Here is a 25,657-nt window from a genome sequence, read left to right as displayed (position 1 = left end):
CGATGCACCTGAAGTACATAAATCGCAACCGGCGCAGCCAAACGCCCATTCCACGAGGCGATGAGCCGCCGGGCGCGGCGCGCCCGGCGCAGCTGGCAGGTCTTCGGACTCGCAGGCGCGCACCCGCTGGTGCTCCTACTGACCGTCGCTTCCCAGTCTTGCGACCAGTGCTTGTGTGACGGCGGTCGTTCCTGCATACCGCTGCGGGACAGTCCCGGGCTCTCACCGGGTTCCCTCTCGCGAAGCGTCACTAACCCGCCTCGCTCGATGCCGAAGCCGCGTGGTGCGGCGACGGCAGACCAGCTGCGTAGCGGAGCTTACGCCCGTCGTGCGGGTCAGCTCGCCAGCGCCTCGGCGATCGGCACCTCGCCGTTGTTGAAGTCGATCGTTCGGCCGACGGTCGAGTCGTCCGCCAGCGCGGCCGCCGCCACGAGGGCGACGTCGGCCCGCGACACTTCGCCCTTGCCCCGGCCGAGGGTGATGCGCCCGGTGGGCGGTTCGAGGGTGAGCCGACCCGGTCCCAGCACGGTCCAGTCCAGGCCGCTCGCGCGCAGGTGGGCGTCGGCCGCCGCCTTGGCTTCCGCGTAGGGGAAGAATGAATCATCTTGCGGCACACCGTGATCAGGTCCAGCACCGAAGTAGGAGACCGTGACGAATCGCTTGACACCTGCGCGTTCGGCGGCGTCGATCACCCGGATCGCGGCGTCGCGGTCGACGGCGTAGGTGCGCGCCGGGTCGCCGCCGCCGGCCCCCGCCGAGAAGACGACCGCGTCCTGCCCGGCGAGCAGGTCGCCCAACGCATCGGTGTCGAGTCGTTCGATGTCGGCCACCACGGGCGTGGCGCCGGTCGCAGCGACGTCCTCGGAGTGGTCGGGATTGCGGAACACCGAACTCACCTCGTCGCCGCGTTCGGTCAGGATGCGGGCCAGCTGCAGCGCGACCTTGCCGTGCCCGCCGATGATGATGATCCGTGCCATGCCCCGACGGTACCGGGGTCAGGGCAGCAGGGGGGTGGCGCGTTGCGGCGACGACGCGATGAACCGATGGCGTCGCCCGTCCGTTCTTGGGGGAGAGGCAGTCTGTCGACTTGAGAGAGAGACGATGGGGAGGACACCTTCCAGCGGCGAGGGAACGACCACCTTTCGCACCCGCTCACCGGACCACGCGATCCATCTGTGTGAATCGGCGTTCCACTCCCACAAACTTCGCCTGCTCGGTCCGTCGGAGGGCTTCGGCTTCACGCAACGACTGGTACAGGCCGGGCCTATCACGCTGGCCGAGCTCGCCTACGACACCGACGTGTCACTCGGTTTCGCGGAGGGCCGTGACAGCTACTACGTTCACATTCCCATCGAAGGCTGGCTCGAGTCGCAACACCTCGGGCGAGAGCTCGTTTCGTCTCCGACGACCGCTTCGATCTACCGGCCCGACGCCGAGATGGCGGTCACCCGATGGCCCGGTGGTTCTCGCCATCTGGGCGTCAAGATCGATCAACTGGTGGTCGACACCGCGCTGGAGACCCTTCTCGGTCACCGGCCGCGCGCGCCCATCGCCTTCGACCTGACGCTGCCACTCACCGACGGCGCCGCCAGGAGCTGGGTGAGTCAGGTTTTCTGGATCAACCGCGAACTGGCCCGCGTGGACAACCCGCTGCGTCACTGGGCGGTACGGGACCGACTGGCGGAGAGCCTGATCTATGGACTGCTGCTGGTGGCGAACCATCCGTATCGGGAGGAGCTGGCATCCTCGGTGCGGCCCGCCAGGCCGGCAGCCGTACGTGAAGCCGTGGACATCATCGAAAGGGCACCGCAGTCGGCTCTCTCGACGGCGGCGCTGGCACGGCAGTGCAACGTGAGCGTGCGGGCGCTGCAGGAAGGTTTCCGACAACACGTGGGGATGTCGCCAATGGGATACCTTCGGTTGGTCAGACTGCGCCGCGTGCACGCCGATCTGCGTGTGTCGCACCCCTCGCAAACCACCGTCGCCGCCATCGCCCAGCGCTGGGGGATCGGCCACCTCGGTCGGTTCGCCGCGGCCTACCAAGCCACGTTCGGCGAGACGCCGGTCCAGACCCTGCGCGCACGCGCCGACTGACGGCCCCCGCACAACCACTTGGTCTTTGAGTCGTCGGGCAACCCTTCGTGCCCTGATCGTGCTTGGTCCGTCCGCTCGGTCTATCCGAAAAACGCCGAGCGATGGCCGCTGAGCGCGCCCGTCCCCGCCGAGCGCCGCTAGTCATGGCGCCGGTCGTGTAGCCATGAATCATGGCGCAAACGATGCGGTTTCGCCGAAAGTTGATTGCCGGCTTTGCCGGCGATGAGGAGGAAAAATGACATCGGCATCCAGCGAAAAAGATTTTCTCGCAGCGGTATTCGCCGATCGCGTGCACCGGAATCAACGGCGGCTTGCCGCACGGCTGAGGCCGCAATACGACTTCATTGTATGCGGATCGGGATCTTCGGGCTCGGTGGTGGCCCGCCGGCTGGCGGAAAACCCCGCCGCGAGTGTCCTGGTGCTCGAGGCAGGCGGCTGCGACGGCGGGCCCGAGATCAGCAAACCAGAGATGTGGCTTGCGAATCTGGGCAGCGAGCGGGACTGGAAATTCACCGCCGAGCCGAACTGCCACTTGAACGGGCGAGCGATCCCGTACTCGATGGGCAAGGTCCTAGGTGGCGGTTCGAGCATCAATGTCATGGTGTGGGCCCGGGGCCACAGAAACGACTGGAACTACTTCGCCTCGGATGCCAAGGATCCGCAATGGAACTATGACTCGGTGCTCGCCATCTACCGGGCGATCGAGGACTGGCACGGTGTTCCGGACGCCGAGCACCGCGGCACCGGCGGGCCGGTATACGTCGAACCCGCGGCCGATCCCAGCCCGATCGCGCATGCCGGACTGGCGGCCGCAGACTCGCTGGGCATCCCGACCTTCAACAGCCAGAACGGCGAGCTGATGGAAAGCGACGGAGGCGCGTCGCTCGTGGATCTGCGTATCCGTAACGGACTGCGACAGTCGGTCTTTCGCACCTACCTGTTCCCACTGATGGACCGGCCGAACGTGACGGTGCTGACGCGCGCGCTGGTTACCCGAATCACGCTTGACGGCGGACGGGCCACCGGCGTGGAGTTCATTCAGGACGGCAAGCTGCACAGCATCGAGTCGAGGTCCGAGGTGATCCTCTCACTCGGCGCGATCCACACTCCCAAGGTCTTGATGCAGTCTGGAATCGGCGACCAAAATGAGCTGCAATCACACGGTATTCGGACCGTGCAGCACTTGCCGGGTGTCGGCCGGAATTTGCAGGATCACCCCGGTTTCTCGTCTGTCTGGGAGTACTCGGAACCGCTACAGTGGCGCAACAGCGGTGGAGAGATGACCGTGTTCGCCCGAAGCGCTGCCGGTTTGCGCACGCCGGATCTGCAGGCCTACCAGCTCGAGTTCCCCTTCTCGAGTGAGCAGAACGCCGAGAGATTCGGCCTGCCCGAGGCGGGGTGGAGCATGTATGGCGCGGTGGTGCGCCCGAAAAGCCGCGGCCAGATTCGTCTGACCGGCCCGAACCCTGGCGACCCGGTCCGGATTCACGCCAACCTGCTCTCCCATCCCGACGACCTCAAAGCCGCACTGGTATGCCTCGAATTGTGCCGGGAACTCGGCAATTCCGGCCCCCTTCGCCGGTTCAGCAAACGAGAAGTCATGCCGGGAAGCCTCGACAAAGCTGACCTGGTGCGTTTCATCCGCAACGAGGTCACCACCTACCACCATCAGGCAGGTACGGCGAAGATGGGCCACGACAGCATGTCGGTGGTCGACGGATCGCTGAAAGTCTATGGGGTAGAGGGACTTCGCATCGCGGATGCGTCCATCATGCCGCGTGTCACCACCGGAAACACCATGGCCCCCTGCGTCGTGATCGGCGAGCGCGCCGGACAGATCCTGCGCCACCGGCACGCTCTGTGAGCCGACTCGGAGAAATGAAAATGGGATCGAAACCAATGGTGGACCTGACCGGCAGCTTCACCACGCGGATGCACGAGGTTCTCGGCGAGGCGGCGCGGCGTGGCCCGTTGGCCACCGACGAGATCACAGGCGCCACCGTAGTGTTGCGGCAACGCGACGTTGAGGTGCTGGCCCGCGACGAGCGGCTGAATGGCATCGGGCTGGCCCTGTTCGACACCATGGGGATCAGCGACGGGCCGCTGCGCGACTGGTACAGCAAGCTGATGTTCACCACCGAGGGTGATTATCATCGCCGCCTGCGGTCGCTGGTGTCCCGCGCCTTCACCCCGCGCTCGGTCGGGGAGCTGAGGTCGACCGCAGCGGACATGGCCACCGCTGCGATCGCCTCGGCAATGCTGAACGGGGGAGACCTGGTGGCTTCCTGCGCCGGACTGTCAACCCGGTTGATCTGTCGCCTCCTCGGAGTCCCGGACAGCGATGTCGGTGTGTTCTCCCGATGGGCGGATGCGTTGAGTCCGGTGTTCTACGTGATGACCCCTGACGAGATCGCGGAGGCGACAAGAGCGATTGTCGAATTGCGGCAGTATCTCGAGGCGCTGGCGCAGCGCCGAACCGAAGACCCCGGTCCCGATCTCATCACCGGATTGTTGACCGCCGAGGCCGGCGGGGAGTTGCTCACCCGCGACGAGACCGTGACGATGATCGCGAATCTTCTTGTCGCCGGCCACGACACGATGGGCAGTCAGATACCGTGCAGCCTGCTGGTGACGTTGCAGTACCGCGACCGCCTCACTGAGGTGGCGCACGATGACGCGCGGCTTGCGAGTGTGGCCGCTGAGACCATTCGCCTCGAGCCCAGCATCCCGCTGATACAGCGCACCGCCGTCGCGCCGATCGACCTGCACGACACAACCATCCCGGCGGGGCAGATGGTGCTGCTCTGCATCGCCTCGGCATGCCGGGACGCCTCGGCGTGGCGGTCGCCGAACTGCTTCGATCCCGAGCGGTTCGCCCGTGCGGGCACGCCCCGGCTCATGAACTTCGGTGCCGGAGCGCATTACTGCCTGGGTACCTCGCTCGCGAAAGTCGCGGTGGAGGAGTGCGTGCGCGCCGCGCTCGCCGCACGGCCCGCCCTGCACTTGGGGCAGGACCCCGCCCGCATCCCGTGGCGCCGCGTCCTGGGCCGCAGCCCGGAACGCCTGCTCATCGGCGTCGACGAGAGTTAGAGCTTGACCCGCCCCATGATGATGTCGATGATGGGCTTGCCCGGCGGGTAGGCGTTGGTCAGCGAGGCCATGGTGTGCCCGTAGTCCACCAGCAGGGTGATACCGCTGATGCCGAAGGCGGCGGCGCTGTTGAGGAACGCCATCACGTCGCCCATCTGCTCCGGGGTGTGCACCTTCGAACCGGTCTCTTCGCGGTAGTCCTGCGCGAAGGTGAGCCAGAGGTCGGCGTTGGCCTGGGCCAAAGGCGTGTCGGTCGGGCCGGGGCAGATCGCGTTGATTCGGATGCCCTTCTTCAGCAGCGGGTAACCCTGGGTCGCGACGTAGGCGTTGACGACCTTCTTGGAGAAGCCGTAGTGGATGATGCCTTCGGCCTCGTGCGCCTTGACCCACTCCTGCGCCGAGGCGAAGTCCGGCGTCGCGAGGAACTCCGTCAGCAGTTCCAGGTCGTTCTCCCAGCCCATGCCCGCGACCGAGGAGATGAAGCAGATCGCCGAGCCCGAGGGCAGCTGATTCTTCTCGAGGAGCCGGTCGATGAGATGACGGTGGCCGATGAAGTTGATCGCCATCAGGTCGGTCGTTCCGTCGGCGATGCCGGCGGCCGAGAACAGGGCGTGGACCGGACCGTCGAGCTGATCGAGCGCGCAGTCGATCGAGGCGGGATCGCGCAGGTCCACCTGGATGGACTTGGCGACGTCGTAGTTCACCGGCGCGTAGTCCATCACGATCACTTCGGCGCCGAGTTCGGCCGCTGACTTGGCCGCGGCCGCGCCCATGCCGGTGGCGCCGCCGACGACAAGAGCCCGTTTGCCGTCGTAGCGCAACCGATCGACAATAGTCATGGAAATCCCCTTCTCTTTCACTGCCAACGCGGTTCTAATCGCCCAACTGTATGGGTAACAGTTTTTTGGTTCAATACCTACCCGGCGGGAACCGCGACGCCACGCAAAACCGTGTCGCGGACGTGCACCAGGGCCGCGCGCTTGCCGATGTCGGCGAGGATGTTCTCCGGTATCCACTGCAGACCGATGACGCAGCGTGCGAGCATTGCGGTGGACGCCGCGTCGACGGTGATCTCCCCCGAACGGATGCCTTCGGACAGAAGCGTTTTCATTTGCCGAAGGCGGGTCGCGTATAGCCAGCCCGGGTTTGGAGTGTCCGGCGGAGATTGCCGCATCCAGGCGAGTTGAATCCGGAATTCGTCGGAGAACCGATCCAGGGCATTGACGTTTACCCAGCTCAGAGCGTCGAGCTTCTCGATGGTCGTGGCGTCCGAGCGCAGGACGCCGACCCAGCCCGCCTCGACCTTGCGGCCGAAGGATTCCATGATCGACGCGAGGAGTTCGTCCTTCGAGCCGATAACCCGGTAAACCGTTCCCGTGCCCAGGCCGGCCGCGGAGGCGATGTCGCGGACGGTGGTGGCCTCGTAGCCCTTACGGCCGAATTCGGTTCGCGCCACCGCACGGACGTGCGCCGCTTTGTCGCTGGGGTCGGCCTCGCTGTCGTCCGACCAGGTCTCGATGACGTCACTGGCGGCGGCGAAGGCGTTGGACCCGTCCAGCGCCGAGTCGGTCGGTGGTCGGGTTGCCAACCCTTGCAACATGATTCGGCAAAGCAGCGCGGCCACCTGGTCGGGGGGCGACTTATGCCTCATGACGTCGAGGCCGACCTGCAACATGGTTTGGCAGATGCGATCGGCCAACGTGGGCAGATCGATGTCGGGCTTGATGTAGCCGCTCCACCTGCCCGCGCGCAGCGTCTGCAGCATCGCCTCCTGAATCGCGACCGGCTGTTGCCGCGTCAGCTTCATCAACTCCGGGTCCGTGCTGGGCCCCTCGTAGAACGACATCTGCAGCGCGGCGCGGTGCTGCACGGCGCAGTTGGCGATCGCCGAGCCCAGCTCGACGACCTGCTCCGGAACCGGGCGCGGGTCGGGTTTGTCCAACTTCGCTTGCGCGGCTTGCCCGATTCGGTCCAGATCCTCCTGGTAACGACGGATCAACTCGATCAGGATCGCCTCTTTGGATTCGAAATGGTGATAGAGGCTGCCGGGGAGAATGCCTGCCGCGTCGGCGATCTCCTGCAAGGAGGTCCGCAATCCCGACTGCGCGATCAACGAGGCCGCGGTGGTCAGGATCTCGGTGCGGCGCGTCCCCGGATCTGCTGGGCCGCCCGCACCCAATGACTCGGCTCTCGGCATGATCAGCCGCGTGCGCGTCCGGGCGACTGCGGACGAGCATGTCTTCGCATTCGTCCCTCTCACCAAACCAAATCTTTGTTAAAGGCTATCAGAGCGGGCCCAACGAATGCGCTGCATAACGGCGGTGCCAGACCATTCTAAAGCGCCGGCCCGTCCCAACCGTCACGCGCGACCACCTCACCGACCGGCCGTCGCCGCGCGGGCCGGAATGTCTGCCCGGCACGCAGCCGGCCCACCGGAAGCAGACAACCCTGAACGTAGCTTTCGGGGATCCCGAGCAGCCGCCGCACCTCCGCCTCGCGATGCAGGTGCAGGGTGGTGATACAGGTCCCGTATCCGCGGGTGTGCAGCGCCAGCTGAAAGTTCCAGACGGCCGGGAAGATCGAGCCGTACACCGTGGCCTGATGAAACGATTCGTCGCCGTCGATGCGGGGCAGGTACGGCTGATAGCAAGGGATCACCAGCAGCGGAACACGCGACATGTTCTCGACCAGCCATTCCGTCGACGACATGATCCGGGCTTCGGGCGTTCCGGCCGGCACCAGGTCGGCGATCAGCTGGCCGCCGACGCGCAGCAGATAGGCCGCGCGATACAGCTCGGCGATCTCGGCGCGCAGCGCCGGGTCGGCGATCACCAGCCAGCGCCATGATTGCTGATTGGAGCCGTTGGCCGCCTGCAAACCGATCCGCAAACATTCCCGGATGTCGGCGAGGTCGACCGGCGCTTCCAGGTCGAGCGCCTTGCGCGCCGAGCGGGTGGCGCTGAGCAGGTGCTCGACATCCATCACGGTTTGCCCCTCTTCGCAAGGCGCGCACCGACTTCGGTGAGGTAATGATCGGGACCAGCCAGGAACGCGCTCCAACTGAGCAGGCGCTTGAGATACAGGTGCGCGTCGTGCTCCCAGGTGTAGCCGATGCCGCCGAACACCTGGATGGCCGTGTCACCGACCGTGGCCAGGCGCCCGGCGAACGCCTTCGCGCGCAGCGCGGACAGGTGCCGCTCCTCAGGGTCGGCGTTGTCGGCAGCCCAGAGCGCGTGGATCACGCCGCTGCGGGCCAGCTCCACCGTCTCGAACATGTCGACACACAGATGCTGGACCGCCTGGAACGAGCCGATCGGCTGCCCGAATTGTGTTCTGGTTTTGGCGTATTCGACGGCCATCTCCATGACGGCCCGCGCGGCGCCCAGGGCGTCGGCGGCGTTCGCGATCAGCACATCGTCGATCACCGCGGCGACGTCTCCCGGGGACGGCGCCGCCAGCCACCGCCCGGGCGCTGAGTCGAGCGTGACGCGGAATTGCTTGCGGGTCTGATCGATACTGTGCTCGGGCGCGAGCGAGACCCCTGGCGAGTCGGTGCGCACCGCGAAAAGCCCTTGACTGCCGTCATCCTCGGCGAGCGCCAGCAGCACGTCTGCGGCGGCGGCGTCGGGCACCGCGGCGATCTCGCCGTGCAACACAACGCGCTCGGAGTCCTCCCGGCTCGCGGCGACCGGAGCGTCAGTGAGGAAGCCGAGCGTGGCGACCGTAGTGCCATCGGCGATGCCGGTCAACAGTTCCGCTCCGGCTTCCGTCGCACCGAGCCGGGTCAACGCTCGGGCGGCGGCGATCGCGGTCGACAGCCACGGCCCGGGGTGCAGGGCGGCACCCAGTTCTTCGGCAACGATTCCGGCCTCGACCATCGTCATGCCGGCGCCGCCGTAAACCTCCGGCACCAGCAGACCGGTGGTCCCGAGGTCGGCCAGGCCGCGCCACACGGGCTGCGTGGTGCCGGTCGGGTCGTCCAGCTGCGGACGCACATGATCGGAGATGGAGGCCTTTTCGGCGAGATAACGGCGGGTGGTGTCGCGCAGCGCGACCTGCTCGTCGGAAAGTTCGAGGTTCATTTGCGCGGCAACCCGAGTACCCGCTGGGCGGTGATGTTCTTGTTGATCTGACTGGTGCCGCCCGCAATGGTCAGCGACCGCGACGTCAGGCGGTAGTTCGCCCACGGCGCGCCGGCGCCGCTGATGCCCAGCACGTCGAAGGCCAGCGCGGCCATGTCCTGTCCGATCTCGCCCCACACGGTCTTGGCGAGGCTTGCCGTTCCGAAGGCGTCACCGCCGTGTAGCGCGGCCGAGATCGACCGTTGGCACAGGACTTCCAAATACTTGATGCGCAAAGCGATTTCGCCGAGGCGCCGCAACGTCACGGGATCGTCGAGCGCATCGGTGTGTGTGGCGATGTCGTCGGTCAATTCCTCGAGCCGCACCTGCATTTCGGCGTACAGCCGGGCTGCCCCGGCCCGCTCGTGGCTGAGTGTGGTGGTCGCCACCTGCCAGCCCGCGTTGAGTGGTCCGAGCAGCGCGTCCGCCGGCACGCGCACGTCGTGAAAGAAGACCTCGGCGAAGTCGGCTTCACCGTTCAGCGTCACCAGCGGGCGGACTTCGATGCCCGGCAGTGTCATGTCGACGATCAGGCAGGAGATGCCCTTGTGCTTGGGCGCTTCGGGGTCGGTGCGCACGTAGAGCTGGCACCAGTCCGCACGATGCCCCAACGAGGTCCAGATCTTCTGACCGTTGACGACGAAGTCGTCACCGTCGCGGACGGCGCGGGTGCGCAGTGCTGCGAGGTCAGAACCCGCTTCGGGCTCTGACATCCCTTGGCACCAGATGTCGTCGGCACGCATCATGCGGGGGAGCAGGGTGAGTTTCTGGTCTTCGGTGCCATATTGCATGATCGCCGGCGCGATGTTGTTCAGCCCAATGACGTTGAGCGGCATCGGGGCTCGGGCTCGCGTGGTTTCCTCGGTGTACACCAGTTGCTCGAGAATCGTCGCGCCGCGGCCGCCGTACTCGCGGGGCCACGAGACCGCGGCCCAGCCCGCGTCGGCCATTGTCGCGCTCCAGGCGCGCAGCATCTCGATGGCGGCGTCGTCGCGTCCGGCGGGCCGGCGGGCGGCCACCAGCTCGTCGGTCAGGTTGTCCGATAGCCAGTCGCGCAGCTCGACGCGGAACTGCTCCACTTCCGCCGGGTATGAAAAGTCCACTTTTCCTTGTTCCCTGGTGAATTTGCGACCTAGCCGGACTTTACGGTCGAGCGGATAGCCGGTCAACAACGTCGGTGTTGCCCTGATTGACTGCGGCGGCGCCGGGCTCTACCGTGGAACAGATATTTGGTCAATGGAGTCCAAGCGGTTCGGAGATCGAGCGTGTCGACCGACGTTCGCGGTGACCGCCTGCCGGGCCTGGGCATGCTCGCGTCCGCGCTGGCGGGCCGAGCCGTGGCGGTGGCCGAACTGCGTCCGGGCGAACCGTCGTGGACCGACGGCCAGACGATCCACATCGATGCGGGTGCGAGCCCCCGCCGGCAGCTCGAAGCCGTCGCCGTGCAGGCGTCGATGATCGCGGCCGGCAGCCTGGATCCCGACGTGATGCGTCGCCTGCTGCGCCGCCCCCGGGTGGCCAAGCGGTACCTGGCGGTGGAGGGGCGCCGCGCGCTCGTCGCCAATGCCGACCTGTTGCCGGGGGTTCTGGCGTCGCTGGGCGACCCCGACACGGCGGGGCGCAGCGATTCGCCCGCCGCTTCGCTGCGAATCGCGAAGGGGCGGGTCGCCATTGCCGATGCCGCACCGGAATTCGGGGTCCTCCGCGCGGCGAAGGTGCTGGCCACCTACGCGCGGGCGGCCGAACAGCGGGACACGGAACAGCCCGGGCATGTCCCGAGGAGCAACGACACCGACGAATTGAAAGAACTCGATGACGACGAGGCCGACGGTTCCGACGATCCCGACATGTTCACCAGCCCGGTGGGTGGCGGGGGTTTCATTGGCAAGTGGCTGAAGAAGATGCTCTCGTCGGCGCGCAAGACCGCCAGTGGCGGCGGACCGCCAGGCGCGGACGCCCCGACGCACCGGACCAACTCCGCCAAGCGCGGGCCGCACGCGGTGACGTCGCTGGCCGCCACCTCGGGCGAGGACGGCGCGGACCGAGCGGGGCCCACGGACGGCGTCACCTACCCGGAATGGGACGCCGGGCGCAGGATGTACCGGCCGGCGTGGTGCACCGTGCGCGAGATCGACGCGGAGATCAAACCGTCGGCGACGCACGCGATCGAAGCCGCCATCAGCGTGCGTCGCCCGCTGGCGCGGCTGGGGATGGGCCTGCACCGCCGCCACCGGCAGGCGCAGGGCGACGACATCGACATCGACGCGGCGGTCGAGGCCCGCGTCGAGGTGCTGGCGGGGTCGGTGCCCGACGAGGCGGTGTACCTCGACAGCCTGCGGCGCCGACGGGATCTGTCGGTGTTGCTGCTGCTCGATGTCTCGGGCTCGGCCGCGGAGCCCGGCACGGTTGGGCGCACGGTGCACGAGCAGCAGCGCACGGCGGTCGCCAACCTGGCGGTCGCGCTGCACGACCTGGGCGACCGGGTCGCGCTCTACGCCTACTACTCGCAGGGCCGGCGCGCGGTGAACATGGTGCCGGTCAAGCGATTCGACGACCGTTTGGACGCCCGAGTCATGCGGAGGCTCAACAGCCTTGAGCCGGGCGCTTATTCGCGCCTCGGTGCCGCCATCCGGCACGGGTCGGCGGTGCTGGAGGCGCGCGGCGGTACATCGCGGCGGCTGCTGGTGGTGCTCTCCGACGGGCTGGCCTACGACCACGGCTACGAGCGGGCCTACGGCGCCGCCGACGCGCGTCGAGCCTTGGCCGAGGCCCGCCGCCGCGGCACCGGCTGCGTGTGCCTGACCATCGGCGCGGGCACCGACGTCCTCTCGCTGCGCCGGGTGTTCGGCAACGCCGCGCACGCCACGATCGCGCGCCCGGACCAACTCGCGGGCGTGATCGGCCCATTGTTCCGGTCCGCGCTGCGTTCGGCCGAGGTCCGGCACCGGGCGTCATGACGCGGCGTGGAAATCGATTCTTGAGTCTAAACGCGCTTGCCAGCAAGCTTGAAACAAAGATCTGTTCCGCTATAGGCTTCGTGCACCGTGGGTAGCAGAGGGGATGCTATGGCCAACGAGTCCGGGCTGGTGCGCCGGAACGGCGTGATGCCCGAGGCCGAGGGGGCACGCCCCTATTACAAGGCGATCGGCGGCGAGGAAGCCGTTTTCAAGGCGGCGTATCGCCAGGGCCTCGCGCTGGTTTTGAAGGGGCCCACGGGCTGTGGCAAGACCCGATTCGTCGAGGCGATGGCGCACGATCTCGGCCGGCCGCTGATCACCGTGGCCTGCCACGACGACCTCACGACGGCCGACCTGGTCGGCCGGTACCTGCTGCAGGGCGGCGAAACCGTATGGGTGGACGGGCCGCTGACTCGGGCGGTGCGCGAAGGGGCTATCTGCTACCTCGACGAGGTGGTGGAAGCCCGGCAAGACACCACCGTCGTCCTGCATCCGCTCGCGGATCACCGGCGGCAGCTGCCGATCGAGCGCCTCGGCGTCACGCTGGACGCGGCGCCCGGGTTCGGCCTGGTGGTCTCGTACAACCCCGGTTACCAGAGTGTGCTGAAAGACCTCAAGGATTCGACCCGGCAGCGAATGGTTGCCATCGAATTCGGTTTTCCCGCAGCCGATGTCGAAGAGGGAATCGTCGCGCACGAGGCCGGCGTGGACGACGCCACCGCGGCGGAGCTGGTGCGCTTGGGGCAGGCCATCCGCCGGCTGGAAACCGGCGGGCTGCGCGAGGTCGCGTCGACCCGCGTGCTGATCGCCGCGGGCAGGCTGGTGGCCGAGGGCCTCACCATGCGGGAGGCGGCTCGGGCCGCGATCGCGGGGCCGCTCACCGACGATGTGGCGGTGGGCCGGGCGCTGGGCGAGATGATCGGGATCTATCTGGGCGGCCCGGGCGGATGATTGACGCTGCAAACGGCCGCCGCTAGGGTCTGAACAAATATTAGGTTTACAACGAGCCCGCGCGCGTGAAGTTCGGGAGGTCCGATGTCCTACGAAAGCAGCGCTGAGCCGATCAAGGTCGGCTACCTGATGGACTTCACGCTGCCACCGGGCTTCCCCGAGGAATTGATGGCCAGTTTCACGCGATGCTTCGACCTGGTCTTCGAAGAAGCCTTGGAACAGGGCCTGATCGATCGCCCCGTGCACATGATCTACCGCGAGGTGGAGGGCCTGCCCAAGGGTTCGGTCAAGGCGGTGATCGACGCGTTCGGCGAGCTCGTCGACGAGGGCTGCCTGGTGGTGTTCGGGCCGCACATCACCGACAACTGCGTGCCCACCCGCGAGGCGATCGAGGAGCGGTTCAAGGTGCCGGCGATCAGCGTCACCGGGACCGACGACTGGCTGGGCGAATGGACGTTCGCCTTCCCGCAGGGCTCGATGACCGATGAGCCGATCTTCATCGCCGACCTGGTCGCCAAGCGTGGGCTATCCGAAATCGGTGTCCTCGTGGAGCAGAACCTGATCGGTGAAAGCTACCTGAAGAACCTCCGAAGCGCCTGCCGCCGCAAGGGCATTCGCATCGTCGCGGAGGTGGCGATCGCCCAGACCGCGCACGACATCAACGACGCCGTCCGCACGCTGCACGAGGCCAAGGCCGAAGCGATCGTGCATTTGGGCTTCGGCTTCGGCGTCGTCTTCATCAACCCCGCGCTTGAGGCCGTGGATTGGGATCCACCGCGATTCACCACCACCGCATTCCAGAACGCCTGGGTGAACCCGATCATGTGGAGCGCGTTCATGGGCTGGGTCGGGGTCGACCAGTACGACGAGGACAACCGGCTCGGCCAGGACTTCCTTGACCGTTACGCGAAGAAATACGACGGCAGCCGGCCCGAGTATTGCGTGTCGGTGGTCAACCATGACGTCGCCGCCACGCTCGTCCGCGCGTTCGGCGATGCCCATCCGCTCAGCCCGCGCGGGGTCAAGGAGGCATTGGAGCGCGTGAAGATGATGCCCGCCGCATCGGGCGCCCCCGGCACACGCGTGTCCTTCGGGAAGTGGACGCGCCGCGCGTGGATGGGCGCCGGGTATCTGGTCGCCCGCACGCTGGACGCCGACGGCACCAACTCGCACCTGGTCGATCGCTTCGGAGAGTGAGGCGCAACGACATGAGCACTGATCAATCCGCGCCCCTTGCCGCGCAACAAGATCCCGCGCTCACGGGACGCGCGGAGAGGCGGGGCTGGGGTGGCCGGATCGCCGGCGGCGCCCTCGCCGCGTTCGTGTTGTTTTTCATCGCGAACTGCCGCGTCGCCCTCGACCCGCGCGTGGCCAACCCGAACGTGCAAGGTCGGCCGCGTCCGGTGAAGTTCGCGTTCGGGCTCGACTACATCGGATTCCTGGACTGGGCCACCGTGGTGGCGTTGATCGTGCTGCTGGTGGTGTTCATCAGGGGCTGGCGGCGCAATCCGGGCAGCTCGGTGATGTTGATGTTCCTGTGCACCACGCTGATCGTGTGGCAGGACCCGATCATGAACTGGTCGCCGTTCGCGGTCTACAACCCTGACCTCGTTCACTGGCCGGAGTCTTGGCCGCTCGTCTCGTTGTCGCCAACCGTCGAGCCGTTCGTGGTGTTCGGCTACGTCATGTTCTATTTCGGCCCTTACTTCCCTGCGGTCTGGATTTTGCGGAGGCTACAGGCCAAATACGGGCCCGGGGCTTTCGTGTCGCGACACCCCTTGGTTTGCCTCGGCCTGGTCACCATGGTGATCGGCTTTGTCATGGATGCGTTTTTGGAGAACACCCTCATCCACTGGGGTATGTACATCTACTCCCAGGTGATTCCGTGGGGCTCGGTGTTCACCGGCACGACGTTCCAGTTCCCGCTGATCTGGGAGTCGTTCTCGGTGACGTTTGTGATGGTGCCCGCGGCGATCCTCTGCTATCGCGACGACACCGGTAAGTCGGTGGCGGAGAAGCTGGCCGCGAAGGCAAAGATCTTCCCGAGCCGCCCGGTCCTCGGCACATTCCTGGTGATGTTCGCCATCATCAACGTGTCCTACTTCGCCTACGGCGCATGGTTCTGGGTCATCAAGATCAGCCATGCGGCAACCTCCGTTGCGTGCCCGTGGCCCTACCCCGAGGCGAAAGTCTATGATCCGCAAGGCTATTACGAGAAGGCGGGTGCGCAAGGGCCATACTCGGTCGGCATCTGGTCGACCTGGGCGAGCGGCGAGCCTAGGGGGCGGCCTCATGTCGACCCGCCCCCGCCGGGTGTGGGCGCCTGCGCAACCCCGAGCGTGCATGGCTGAGCCGCGCGCCGTCGTCATCACCGGCGCGTCCCGGGGTCTGGGGTTCGCGTCCGCGGTGCGCCTGTACCGCGAAGGGTGGCGGGTGGTTGCGGCGATGCGGACGCCCGACCGCGGGATGCCGCCGCTTCGGGAGGCCACGGGCGCCGGTCAAGACGACGATCGGCTGGTCGGCGTGCAGCTCGACCTGTTGGACCCCGCATCGATCTCGGCGGCGGCCAAGGTCATCGAAGAAACCGCCGGCGCTCCTTATGCGCTGGTGCACAACGCCGGGATCTCCGCAGCCGGAATGGTGGAGGAGACCGATATGGCGTTGTGGCACAGGATGTTCGAGACCAACGTCATGGGCCCCGTTGCGCTCACCCAGGCATTGCTGCCGTCGATGCGGGCGGCAGGCGAGGGACGCATCGTCCTGGTCTCCAGTGCGGCCGGGGTACGCGGCCAGCCGGCCACCGCGCCGTACTCGGCGGCCAAGGGCGCGTTGGAGCGGTGGGGAGAGGCCATGGCGTGCGAGATCGCGCCCTTCGGATTGGGCGTCACCGTGTTGGTCGCCGGCACCTATGACACCGCGATCATCACCGACGCGGGAACCACCGACAATCGCGACTTCGGCGGTCCGTACGCACGGTTGCATACCACCATGAACACCCGGGGCAGGGCCGCGATGAAACTCGCCAGGCCTCCCGAGAAATTCACCGACGGCCTGGTCAAGGCGCTGGATGACCGGGTGCCCTTCCGCCGCCGTGGCGTTGGTCCGGACGCTTCGATGCTGTTGGCCGCCAACAGGATCCTGCCGGCTCCTGGCATGCACCACGTGTCGCGGGTGGTGCTCGGCATACCCAGACAGGGTTCGATGCGGGACGGAGCGTGGCCGCTGACAGTGGGCCAACGGGCGATGGTGTTCGCGGCGCGCGTGCTACCGCGGCCGGTGTTGCAGCGCGTGGCCGCGGTGGCGGCGAAGCGCAAGGAAAGGCAAGGGGGCTGAGCGAAAGTATGGAGCAGCTATTCGACGATCTGGAGGACTTCGGCGCCTTCGACGACGCGGTCTCGGGAGACGTGCGTGACCCGTACACGGAACTGGCGCGGCTGCGCCGCGAGGACCCCATTCAGCGCCTGGACGTTTCCGGGATGCCGCACGAGGAATCCAAACCGGTCTTCATCGTGTACCGCCACGAAGAAGCCCAGCAGATGCTGCGCGACAACGAGACGTTCTCCTCGGCGGCCGTCATCGCCGCGTTCGGGCCGGTGCTCGGGGAGCGCGTCATGCTGGGCATGGACGAACCGGTGCACGGGCGGCTGAGGTCACTGGTGTCGAAGGCGTTCTCGCAGAAGTCATTGGCGCGCTGGGAGGACGAGCTCGTCTCACGGGTGGGCAACGGCCTGATCGACAAGTTCGCGGCGAACGGCAAGGCCGACCTGGTCAAGGAGTTCACCTTCGACTACCCGAGTCAGATCATCGCGGGTCTGTTGGGCCTGCCGGAGGAGGACTATCCGCAGTTTCAGCGGTGGTCGATCTCGTTGCTGAGTTGGATACTGAATCCGGAACGCGGCCTCGCCGCCTCGGCCGCGCTCTGCGACTACTTCGCGCCCATCCTCGCGGCCCGGCGCGCCGAGCCGAAGGACGACCTGATCAGCGCTCTGGCCCAGGCCGAGATCGACGGGGAGAAGCTCGAGGACGAGGAGATCTACTCGTTCCTCCGGCTGCTGCTGCCCGCCGGGGTGGAAACGACGTACCGGTCGCTGGGCAGCCTGCTGCTCGCGCTGCTCTCCGACCCCGCGCAGCTGGATGCCATCCGCGCGGACCGGTCGCTACTGCCACAGGCCATCGAGGAGGGTGTGCGCTGGGAACCGCCCCTGCTGACGATCACCCGCGTGGCCACCCGCGACACCGAACTCGGTGGCGTGCCGATACCGGCGGGCTCGACCGTGATGCCGATGCTGGGGTCCGCCAACCGGCAGGAAGACCGTTACCCCGATCCGGACAGGTTCGACATCTTCCGTGCGCCGAGGGCACACCTGGGCTGGGGCCACGGCGTGCACGTCTGCCTCGGCATGCATCTGGCGCGGCTGGAAATGCGCACCGCCATCAACCTTTTGCTCGACCGCTTGCCCAACCTGCGGCTCGACCCCGACGCGGACGACCCGCACATCCGCGGGCAGGTTTTCCGTTCGCCGACGTCGGTGCCGGTGCTGTTCGACCCCCGATAACCAGGCCCGTCGGGGTTGTCGCTTGCCAATCGGCTAGTTTCCGGTAAGGCTCTCTGTAGCCCCTCAACGACCCAGAAGAGAGTGACAAACATGACCGAGGCTGTAAAGGTGCGGTTCGAGCCGAAGATGATGATCGACGGCAAGCTCGTCGACGGGCAGGCCGGCACCTTCACCAACATCAACCCGGCGACCGAGGAGCCGCTCGGGGAGGTCGCCGACGCGTCCAAGGAGGACATGCACCGGGCGATCGACGCCGCGCGGCGCGCCTTCGACGAGAGCGACTGGTCGACCAACCGGGAGCTGCGCAAGCGCTGCCTCTTGCAGCTGCACGAGGCGATCGAGTCGGAGAAGGAAGAGCTGCGCGAGGAGCTCATCCTCGAGGTGGGATCGCCGCGGGCCATCACCTTCGGGCCCCAGCTGGACGCCCCGCTGGAGGACGGGCTGCGCTACCCCGCCAGGCTGATCGACGAGTACGCCTGGGAGACCGATCTGGGCGACAAGGTGATCAGCCTGACCGGCACGCTGACCACCCGCAAGGTGTGGCGCGAGCCGGTGGGTGTCGTCGGCGCGATCGTGCCGTGGAACTTTCCGTTCGAGGTCACCCTCAACAAGCTCGGCCAGGCGCTGGGCACCGGCAACACCGTGGTGCTTAAGCCGGCGCCGAACACGCCGTTCAACGCGACCCGGCTGGGCCGGCTGATCGCCGAGAAGACCGACATTCCCGCGGGCGTCGTGAACGTCGTGACCGCCTCGGATCACTTTGTGGGTGAGGAACTTACGCTGTCGCCGAAGGTCGACCTGATCTCGTTCACCGGCTCGACCGTGGTGGGGCAGCGGATCATGGAAAAGGGCGCCGCCACCATGAAGCGGCTCTTCCTCGAGCTGGGCGGCAAGTCGGCCACGATCGTGCTGGAGGACGCCGACTTCCCGACGGCTTGCATGGTCGGCATCGCGCCGTGCATGCACGCCGGCCAAGGCTGCGCCAACCCCACCCGGATGCTGTTGCCGCGCTCCCGCTACGACGAGGGCGTCGCGATCCTCAAGAGCATCTACGAGAACGTCACGTGCGGCGACCCGCAGGATCCCGGAACCCTGTGCGGGCCGGTCATTTCGGAGGTGCAGCGCAACCGCGTGATGGGCTACATCCGCAAGGGCGTCGAAGAGGGCGCCACCGCGCTCGTCGGCGGTCCCGACGCCCCGACCGGCTTTGACAAGGGGTTCTATGTCAGGCCAACGCTTTTCACCGATGTCGACAACTCCATGACGATCGCCCAGGAGGAGATCTTCGGACCGGTGCTGTCCGTCATCCCGTTCGACGACGAGGAGGACGCGATCCGAATCGCCAACGACAGCAAGTACGGCCTGGCGGGCAATGTGATGTCGGGCTCCCTGGAGCGGTCCCTGGCGGTGGCCCGCCGGATTCGCGCGGGGTTCATGGGCGTCAACGGCGGCGCGCCGTACGGCGCCGACACACCGTTCGGCGGTTACAAGTACAGCGGGGTGGGCCGACAGAACGGTGTCGCCGGGTTCGACCAGTACACCGAGATCAAATCGGTGGCCTATCCCGCCGTTTAAGGGTCAGCTCGTCGAGATTGCCGTCCCGGCCGCGGATTTGGGCTCAACCGCGACCGTGGCGGCAATCTCGGCGTGAGTCAGGCGGGCGCGACCGGCCGCTTCAATGTGCAGACGATGCTCCACTCGAAGTAGTGGTCGCCGCCCTTGTCATAGTCCTTGAAGCGGTGGGCGACCTGGGTGCGCTGCACCGACGACCCGACGATCTCCCAGCCCTGTTCTCCGTAGGCCTGGGTGAGACGGTTCGCCTCCTCCAGCACCGCCTGCAGGGATTCGTTCGTGTACGCCACAAAGGTGCTTTCCCATTGCTGGGGATACCATTTGCCGTCCGAGGCCAGCCACCAACCGGGGCCCGGTGAAGGGGTGCTCACATCGGGGCACCCTACGTCGCCGAGGCTCACGGAAAAATGGACTGCACATGACGCGCCGCCGAAGAACTGGCATCGGATGGCCGGTTGACCGCCCAACCGCACCCCGCCCCGCGCCCTCCCAACGCGTTGGTTGACAATCGAGGCAAGGTTCGACTTCCCCAATATTCGAGGTCCTAGCGTCAAAGGAGACACCACCATGGCTGAAGCCGTCATCGTCGAGGCAGTGCGCTCACCGATCGGGAAGCGCAACGGCGGGTTGTCCGGGGTGCACCCGGCGGACCTGTCGGCACAGGTGCTCAACGGGCTGGTGGATAAGGCGGGCGTCGACCCCGGCCTGGTCGACGACGTGATCTGGGGCTGCGTGATGCAGGCCGGCGAGCAGGCCCTCGACATCGGCCGCACCGCCCTGCTGGCCGCCGGCTGGCCGGAGTCCGTCCCCGGTGTGACCGTCGACCGCCAGTGCGGCTCGAGCCAGCAGTCGATCCACTTCGCGGCCGCCGGCGTGGTGGCCGGGCACTACGACGTCGTCGTCGCCGGTGGGGTGGAGTCGATGTCGCGCACCCCGATGGGTTCCTCGCTGGCTAATGGCGGGCGGCCGTACCCGAAGACCTTCCTGGACCGTTACGAAGGCCGGATCCCCAACCAGGGCATCGGCGCCGAGATGATCGCCGAGCGATGGGGATTCGACCGCACCGCGCTCGACGAGTTCTCCCTGGGCTCCCACGAAAAGGCCGCGGCGGCACAGGATTCCGGCGCTTTCGATGACCAGATCGTCGGGATCAAGGACCCGGACGGCAACGTGGTCTTGAAGGACGAGGGCATCCGTCGCGGCACGCCGATGGAGAAGATGGCGTCACTGAAGCCGGCGTTCAAGGAAGACGGTGTGATCCACGCCGGCAACTCGTCGCAGATCTCCGACGGCTCGGCCGCGATCCTGTTCATGTCGGCCGAGAAGGCCAAGGAGCTCGGCCTGAAGCCGATCGCGAAGGTGCACACCGCGACGCTGGCCGGGGCCGACCCGGTGATCATGCTGACCGCGCCGATCCCCGCCACCCAGAAGGTGCTGAAGCGCTCCGGCCTGTCCATCGACGACATCGGGGCCTACGAGGTCAACGAGGCGTTCGCGCCGGTGCCGCTGGCCTGGCTGAAAGACATTGGCGCCGACGAGAAGAAGCTCAACCCCAACGGCGGCGCCATCGCGCTGGGGCACCCGCTCGGCGGCTCGGGCGCCCGGATCATGACGACGCTGCTGTACCACATGCGGGACAAGGGAATTCGCTACGGCCTGCAGACCATGTGCGAGGGTGGCGGCCAGGCCAACGCCACCATCGTGGAATTGTTGTGACCGACGTCGACACCGCGGCGCCCGGCGCGCTGACCGAGCGCCGCGGCAACGTCATGGTGATCACCATCAATCGGCCGGAAGCCCGCAACGCGATCAACGGTGCCGTCAGCATCGGCGTTGGCGACGCGCTGGAAGAAGCCCAACGTGATCGCGGGGTCCGGGCCGTGGTGATCACCGGCGCGGGCGACAAGTCGTTCTGCGCCGGGGCCGACCTCAAGGCGATCTCCCGTCGGGAGAACATCTACCACCCCGACCATCCGGAGTGGGGCTTCGCCGGATACGTGCACCACTTCATCGACAAACCCACGATCGCGGCGGTCAACGGCACCGCGCTGGGCGGCGGCACCGAGCTGGCGTTGGCCAGCGATCTGGTGGTGGCCGACGAGCGGGCCCGGTTTGGGCTGCCCGAGGTCAAGCGGGGGCTCATCGCGGCCGCGGGCGGCGTCTTTCGCATCGTGCAGCAGCTCCCGCGCAAGGTCGCGATGGAGCTGCTGCTGACCGGCGAGCCGATCACCGCCGCCGACGCCCTCGAATGGGGCCTGATCAATCAGGTGGTCGAGGAGGGCACGGTGCTGGAAGCCGCACTGGCGCTGGCCGCGCGGGTGACGGTCAACGCGCCGCTGTCGGTGCAGGCCAGCAAGCGCATCGCCTACGGGGTCGACGACGGCGTCATCACGGACGAGGAGGTGGGCTGGGCGCGGACCATGAACGAGATGCGCAGCCTGATCCGGTCGGAGGACGCCAAGGAGGGCCCGCTGGCGTTCGCCGAGAAGCGCGAGCCGGTCTGGAAGGCGCGTTAGTGGCGATCGCGAGCGCGGCGAAGCCGGGCGAAGCGGGTCGCCACAGTCAGGACTAGCGCGATCGCGAGCGCGGCGAAGCCGGGCGAAGCGGGTCGCCACAGTCAGGACTGCGGCGATCGCGAGCGCGGCGAAGCCGGGCGAAGCGGGTCGCCACAGTCAGGACAACTAGCCCGCTAGCACGTTCACCCCGCGCTGGAACGCGCCGGGTAGCAGCGTGCACGCCGGCACGATCGCGCGGCGCGCGATCGGCGGGGCGCTGCCCAGTACCAGCGCGCGGGTGAGCAGTCGGTAGTTGCGGGTAATCCGTTGCCACGCAAGCTCATACGACGGCGGCGCCTCGTCGACAATGGCGGCGACGGCCGCGGCCGCTTGCTTGACCGCCAGGCTGATGCCCTCACCGGTCAGCGCGTCCTCGTAACCCGCCGCGTCGCCCACCAGCAGCACCCGGCCCGCGACCCGGCGGGAGACCACCTGGCGCAACGGGCCGCAACCGCGCGCGTCGCCGCGGGCGGCGCTGCCCAGTTGGCGGGCCAGGCCGGGAAACCAGGCGAGGTCGGGGCGCCCGCGCGAGAGGATCGCCACGCCCACCAGATCCGGCTCCACCGGCGTCACGTACGCCTCGCCCCAGCGCGACCAATGCACTTCGACGAACTCCGACCAGGCCGGTACCCGGAAGTGCCAGCGCACGCCGTAGCGCCGCGGCGTTCCGGCCGTCGCGGTGATCCCGACGGCCCGCCTGACCTGTGAGTGCAGTCCGTCGGCCGCCACCAGCCATTTCGCGCGCACGCCCGCGGCCGTCACCCCGTGAGCGTCCTGTTGCACGGTCGTCACCCGCGCCCGAAGCCATTCGGTGTCTTGCTCTTTGGCGCGCGCGGCCAGCGCCGCGTGCAGCGTGGTGCGACGCACACCCCGGCCCGGGCCGGCGCTGAACCGCGCCTGCGCGCGGCGGTGTTCACTCACGTAGGCGATTCCCTGAAAGGGCATGCCGGCCGGGTCGACGCCGAGGGACGTCAGCTCCGCCAGCCCACCGGGCATCAGCCCCTCGCCGCACGCCTTGTCGATCGGACCCTCGCGCGGGTCGGCGACGATCACCGAAAGCCCGTGCCGCCGAGCGTGTAACGCCGTGGCCAGGCCGCCCGGCCCGCCGCCGACGATCAACAGGTCGGTGTCGTATCCGCTCACGTGTAGCCCAGAGCGGAGTTCTCGACCTGCAGCCGCACCTTGAGCAACGCCGCGTTGGCGAGCGTGAAGATGGCCGCGGTCAGCCATGCCGTGTGCACCAACGGCAGCGCCAACCCCTCAGCCACCACTGCAACATAGTTCGGATGGTGCAGCCAGCGGTAGGGACCCTGGCGCACCAGCGGTGCCTGCGGCAGCACGATGACCCGGGTGTTCCACCGCCGGCCCAGGGTGGTGATGCACCACCAGCGCAACCCCTGGCTGAGTGCCACCACCGCCAGCATCGGCCAGCCCAGCCATCCGATGAACGGCCGGTGCAGCGCCCACGGCTCGAGGATGCAGCCGACCAGCAGTGCGGTGTGCAGCACCACCATCACCGGATAGTGCGCTCGGCCAAACTCCTTGGCGCCCTGGGCAAAAGACCAGTGCGCATTGCGCTTGGAAACGATCAGCTCCACGACGCGTTCGATCCCGACAGCCAGCACCAGTAGGTAATACATCTCTCCACAATCTCTTGCCCTCACACCCGGTCACGGTGCCGCCGCCACGGGGGTTCAATATCCGCGAGCGTAACGGCATGGCGAAAATCCGGCCCGGGAAGCGCCATGGCGTTACGTGCGATCCGCGGCCCGCGGCCGCCAGGTTTGCGTTGACGGCCGCCGGGCTAGGTTGAAAGGTATGCGGGTCCTCGTCACCGGTGCCACCGGATATGTCGGATCGCGACTGGTCACGGCGCTGCTGGCGGACCGGCACGACGTCGTGGCCGCCACCCGGAAGCCCGAGCGCCTCAGGCGGTTCGGATGGTTCGACGACGTCATGCCGGTGACCCTCGACGCCGCCGATCCGGTGTCGACCCGGGCGGCCTTCGCCGACGCCGGCCCCGTCGACGTGGTGTATTACCTGGTGCACGCCATCGGGCAGCCCGGCTTCCGCGACGCCGACAAGTCCGCGGCCGCCAACCTCGCCGCGGCGGCCAGGGACGCCGGCGTGCGCCGCATCGTCTACCTGGGCGGGTTCGTGCCCGCCGACGAGGTGCTGTCCGAGCACCTGGCCAGCCGGGCCGAGGTGGCCGAGGCCCTGACGGTGCCGGACGGCCCGGAGCTGGTCTGGCTGGGCGCCGCGATGATCATCGGCGCCGGCTCCACCTCGTTCGAGATGATGCGCTACGTCGGCGACCGCTTCCCGCTCCTGCCCATCCCGAACTGGATGGACAACCCGATGGACCCGATCTCGATCCGCGACGTGTTGCACTACCTGGTCGCCGCGGCCGATCCCGGCCTGCTGCCGCCGGGGGCGTACGACATCGCCGGCCCGGACACCACGTCCTACCGGGAGCTGCTCAAAACGTATGCGCGGATCTCCGGGAGATGGCACGCCGGGTTGCCGGTCGGCAGGGTCGACACCGGGTTGGCGTCGCTGGTCACCGGTGTCGCGCTGCCGGTGCCGCCCGGGCTGGCCGGTGATCTGGTCGAATCGCTGGACCATCCGATGGTGGCGTCGGAAAGCGATCTTCGCGATCGAGTGCCCGACCCGCCTGGTGGGTTGCTCGGCGTCGAGGACGCGATTGCCCTAGCCTTGGCCGATCAGCCCAATCGCCCGTGTCCGGTCAACGCCCTGGCCGATCCCCATCACCTGGCCAACACCGATCCCGTGTGGGCCGGGGGTGACGCGCGGCGCATCCGCCATGTCGCGCGGCGGCTCACCCCGCCGGTCGTGCGGCCGGCTCTGGGGTTGGTCAACATGGTCCCGGGTCCGCTGGCCGGAGCGCTTCGAACCGGTCTTGACCTCCTGATCGCCTTGACCCCGAAGGTGCGTCCCGCATGAGCCAGTCAACCGCCCAGTCCGCCACCGGCACGCTGACCGAGCTGCGCCGTGCGCTCACCAAAGTCGCTGTGCCACACCATGAGTCGCCCATCGTCGTGCGCCGTCGGCGGGTCATCGTGGCCGTCACCGTCGTCCTCGGTGCCATGGTGCTCGGGTTTTCGTTGCGGCGCCATCCGGGCGATTCCAGCTTCTACTGGCTGACCTTGGCGCTGGCCGGGGTGTGGGTCGTCGGCGGGTTCGCCTCCGGCCCGCTGCACCTGGGTGGCATCTGCTGGCGCGGGCGCAACCAGCGCCCGGTCATCACCGGGACGGCGATCGGCCTGTTGCTGGGCGCGGTCTTCGTGGTCGGTGGGCTGATAGCACGCGAGATCACGCCCGTGGCCGAGCTCATCACCAGGGTGCTGGAATACGCCCACCACGGGTGGTATCCGGTGATCGTGGCGATCACCCTGGTCAACGGCGTCGCCGAGGAAGTGTTCTTTCGCGGCGCGCTCTACACGGCCCTGGGCCGGTACCACCCCGTCTTGATTTCGACGGTCCTCTACACGATCGCGACGCTGGCGAGCGGCAATCCCATGCTGGGGTTCGCCGCCGTCATCCTGGGGACGGTCTGCGCGTTCGAGCGCTGGGCGACCGGCGGTGTCCTGGCGCCGGTGCTGACCCACCTGGTGTGGGGGCTGATCATGGTTCTGGTGCTGCCGCCGATGTTCGGCGTCTAGCTGTACTCGGCCGACACGTTAGTGACGGTTGTTGATTGTGGGGAGGACCCCCGGGCTTAGTGGAGATGTCTGACGTCT

Annotated in this window: 23 protein-coding genes and 1 riboswitch; of the genes, 14 read left to right on the top strand and 9 right to left on the bottom strand. The window is 67.6% G+C overall.

Features of this window, described 5'->3' with window-relative positions; translation table 11 throughout:
- Positions 1–76: 76 nt before the first annotated feature.
- Positions 77–274: riboswitch (cobalamin riboswitch) on the bottom strand.
- A gap of 61 nt (positions 275–335) precedes the next feature.
- Positions 336–977 (bottom strand): SDR family oxidoreductase, encoded by a 642-nt coding sequence (locus tag A5681_RS01465; RefSeq protein ID WP_067268811.1) that lies wholly within the window; start codon positions 975–977, stop codon positions 336–338.
- 124 nt (positions 978–1,101) lie between these two features.
- Here A5681_RS01465 and A5681_RS26230 point away from each other — a divergent pair, with 124 nt between their 5' ends.
- The 3 genes from A5681_RS26230 to A5681_RS01450 all read left to right on the top strand — a co-directional run bounded on the left by A5681_RS26230 (position 1,102) and on the right by A5681_RS01450 (position 5,184).
- Positions 1,102–2,094, top strand: a complete 993-nt coding sequence (locus tag A5681_RS26230; RefSeq protein WP_197498475.1) for an AraC family transcriptional regulator — start codon at positions 1,102–1,104, stop codon at positions 2,092–2,094.
- A 235-nt stretch (positions 2,095–2,329) separates the two neighbouring features.
- The gene (locus A5681_RS01455) at positions 2,330–3,958 is read left to right on the top strand and encodes a GMC family oxidoreductase (RefSeq protein WP_082968154.1); all 1,629 of its coding nucleotides are present in this window, start codon (positions 2,330–2,332) and stop codon (positions 3,956–3,958) included.
- A 20-nt stretch (positions 3,959–3,978) separates the two neighbouring features.
- Positions 3,979–5,184, top strand: coding sequence for a cytochrome P450 (locus tag A5681_RS01450; protein ID WP_197498474.1), 1,206 nt, complete (start codon positions 3,979–3,981; stop codon positions 5,182–5,184).
- Here A5681_RS01450 and A5681_RS01445 read toward each other — a convergent pair.
- The 5 genes from A5681_RS01445 to A5681_RS01425 form a co-directional block, all read right to left on the bottom strand.
- The gene (locus A5681_RS01445; protein ID WP_067268809.1) at positions 5,181–6,023 is read right to left on the bottom strand and encodes an SDR family oxidoreductase; all 843 of its coding nucleotides are present in this window, start codon (positions 6,021–6,023) and stop codon (positions 5,181–5,183) included. The genes A5681_RS01450 and A5681_RS01445 overlap by 4 nt on opposite strands.
- 77 nt (positions 6,024–6,100) lie before the next feature.
- Entirely contained in the window at positions 6,101–7,381 is a 1,281-nt protein-coding gene (locus A5681_RS01440) for a TetR/AcrR family transcriptional regulator (protein ID WP_067268808.1), read from the bottom strand.
- Positions 7,382–7,518: 137 nt separating this feature from the next.
- On the bottom strand, positions 7,519–8,166 hold the full coding sequence (locus A5681_RS01435) for a nitroreductase family protein (RefSeq protein ID WP_067268807.1): 648 nt from the start codon (positions 8,164–8,166) through the stop codon (positions 7,519–7,521).
- Positions 8,166–9,266, bottom strand: coding sequence for an acyl-CoA dehydrogenase family protein (locus tag A5681_RS01430; RefSeq protein WP_067268806.1), 1,101 nt, complete (start codon positions 9,264–9,266; stop codon positions 8,166–8,168). The genes A5681_RS01435 and A5681_RS01430 overlap by 1 nt, the downstream gene beginning before the upstream one ends.
- Positions 9,263–10,408, bottom strand: coding sequence for an acyl-CoA dehydrogenase family protein (locus tag A5681_RS01425; RefSeq protein WP_067268805.1), 1,146 nt, complete (start codon positions 10,406–10,408; stop codon positions 9,263–9,265). The genes A5681_RS01430 and A5681_RS01425 overlap by 4 nt, the downstream gene beginning before the upstream one ends.
- A 204-nt stretch (positions 10,409–10,612) precedes the next feature.
- Between A5681_RS01425 and A5681_RS01420 the strand changes: the two genes are divergently transcribed.
- The 7 genes from A5681_RS01420 to A5681_RS01390 all read left to right on the top strand — a co-directional run bounded on the left by A5681_RS01420 (position 10,613) and on the right by A5681_RS01390 (position 19,344).
- A complete protein-coding gene (locus A5681_RS01420; protein WP_082968158.1) occupies positions 10,613–12,262 on the top strand; it encodes a nitric oxide reductase activation protein NorD in 1,650 nt (549 codons plus the stop codon).
- 108 nt (positions 12,263–12,370) lie between these two features.
- On the top strand, positions 12,371–13,213 hold the full coding sequence (locus A5681_RS01415; RefSeq protein ID WP_067268803.1) for a CbbQ/NirQ/NorQ/GpvN family protein: 843 nt from the start codon (positions 12,371–12,373) through the stop codon (positions 13,211–13,213).
- 84 nt (positions 13,214–13,297) lie between these two features.
- Positions 13,298–14,410, top strand: coding sequence for an ABC transporter substrate-binding protein (locus A5681_RS01410; protein WP_067268802.1), 1,113 nt, complete (start codon positions 13,298–13,300; stop codon positions 14,408–14,410).
- Positions 14,411–14,421: 11 nt separating this feature from the next.
- Positions 14,422–15,564 carry a spirocyclase AveC family protein gene (locus tag A5681_RS01405; RefSeq protein WP_067268838.1) on the top strand — a complete coding sequence of 381 codons (1,143 nt, stop codon included), beginning with the start codon at positions 14,422–14,424 and terminating at the stop codon, positions 15,562–15,564.
- Positions 15,557–16,546 (top strand): SDR family oxidoreductase, encoded by a 990-nt coding sequence (locus A5681_RS01400; RefSeq protein ID WP_067268801.1) that lies wholly within the window; start codon positions 15,557–15,559, stop codon positions 16,544–16,546. The genes A5681_RS01405 and A5681_RS01400 overlap by 8 nt, the downstream gene beginning before the upstream one ends.
- An 8-nt stretch (positions 16,547–16,554) precedes the next feature.
- The gene (locus A5681_RS01395) at positions 16,555–17,769 is read left to right on the top strand and encodes a cytochrome P450 (RefSeq protein ID WP_067268800.1); all 1,215 of its coding nucleotides are present in this window, start codon (positions 16,555–16,557) and stop codon (positions 17,767–17,769) included.
- A gap of 90 nt (positions 17,770–17,859) precedes the next feature.
- Entirely contained in the window at positions 17,860–19,344 is a 1,485-nt protein-coding gene (locus A5681_RS01390) for an aldehyde dehydrogenase family protein (RefSeq protein ID WP_067268799.1), read from the top strand.
- A gap of 77 nt (positions 19,345–19,421) precedes the next feature.
- Here A5681_RS01390 and A5681_RS01385 read toward each other — a convergent pair whose 3' ends face one another.
- Positions 19,422–19,712 (bottom strand): hypothetical protein, encoded by a 291-nt coding sequence (locus A5681_RS01385; RefSeq protein WP_067268798.1) that lies wholly within the window; start codon positions 19,710–19,712, stop codon positions 19,422–19,424.
- A gap of 196 nt (positions 19,713–19,908) precedes the next feature.
- Between A5681_RS01385 and A5681_RS01380 the strand changes: the two genes are divergently transcribed.
- Together A5681_RS01380 and A5681_RS01375 are read left to right on the top strand one after the other, a co-directional pair.
- Positions 19,909–21,057, top strand: a complete 1,149-nt coding sequence (locus A5681_RS01380; protein WP_067268797.1) for a thiolase family protein — start codon at positions 19,909–19,911, stop codon at positions 21,055–21,057.
- Positions 21,058–21,110: 53 nt separating this feature from the next.
- Positions 21,111–21,857 carry a crotonase/enoyl-CoA hydratase family protein gene (locus tag A5681_RS01375; protein WP_067268837.1) on the top strand — a complete coding sequence of 249 codons (747 nt, stop codon included), beginning with the start codon at positions 21,111–21,113 and terminating at the stop codon, positions 21,855–21,857.
- Between the two features lie 165 nt (positions 21,858–22,022).
- On the opposite strand, the gene A5681_RS01370 is transcribed toward A5681_RS01375, so the two are convergent.
- Both A5681_RS01370 and A5681_RS01365 read right to left on the bottom strand, forming a co-directional pair.
- Positions 22,023–23,039, bottom strand: a complete 1,017-nt coding sequence (locus A5681_RS01370; protein ID WP_067268796.1) for an NAD(P)/FAD-dependent oxidoreductase — start codon at positions 23,037–23,039, stop codon at positions 22,023–22,025.
- Entirely contained in the window at positions 23,036–23,536 is a 501-nt protein-coding gene (locus A5681_RS01365) for an isoprenylcysteine carboxyl methyltransferase family protein (RefSeq protein WP_067268795.1), read from the bottom strand. The genes A5681_RS01370 and A5681_RS01365 overlap by 4 nt, the downstream gene beginning before the upstream one ends.
- A 178-nt stretch (positions 23,537–23,714) precedes the next feature.
- On the opposite strand from A5681_RS01365, the gene A5681_RS01360 reads away from it, so the two are divergent.
- Positions 23,715–24,860: an NAD(P)H-binding protein gene (locus A5681_RS01360; protein ID WP_067268794.1), complete on the top strand. Its 1,146-nt coding sequence runs from the start codon at positions 23,715–23,717 to the stop codon at positions 24,858–24,860.
- Positions 24,857–25,579 carry a CPBP family intramembrane glutamic endopeptidase gene (locus tag A5681_RS01355; protein WP_067268793.1) on the top strand — a complete coding sequence of 241 codons (723 nt, stop codon included), beginning with the start codon at positions 24,857–24,859 and terminating at the stop codon, positions 25,577–25,579. The genes A5681_RS01360 and A5681_RS01355 overlap by 4 nt, the downstream gene beginning before the upstream one ends.
- Positions 25,580–25,657: the final 78 nt, after the last annotated feature.

This window comes from Mycobacterium scrofulaceum (assembly GCF_001667885.1).
GTDB lineage: Bacteria > Actinomycetota > Actinomycetes > Mycobacteriales > Mycobacteriaceae > Mycobacterium > Mycobacterium scrofulaceum_C.
Note: the sequence above shows the minus strand (reverse complement) of the source record. Positions and strands in the feature narration are given on the sequence as shown.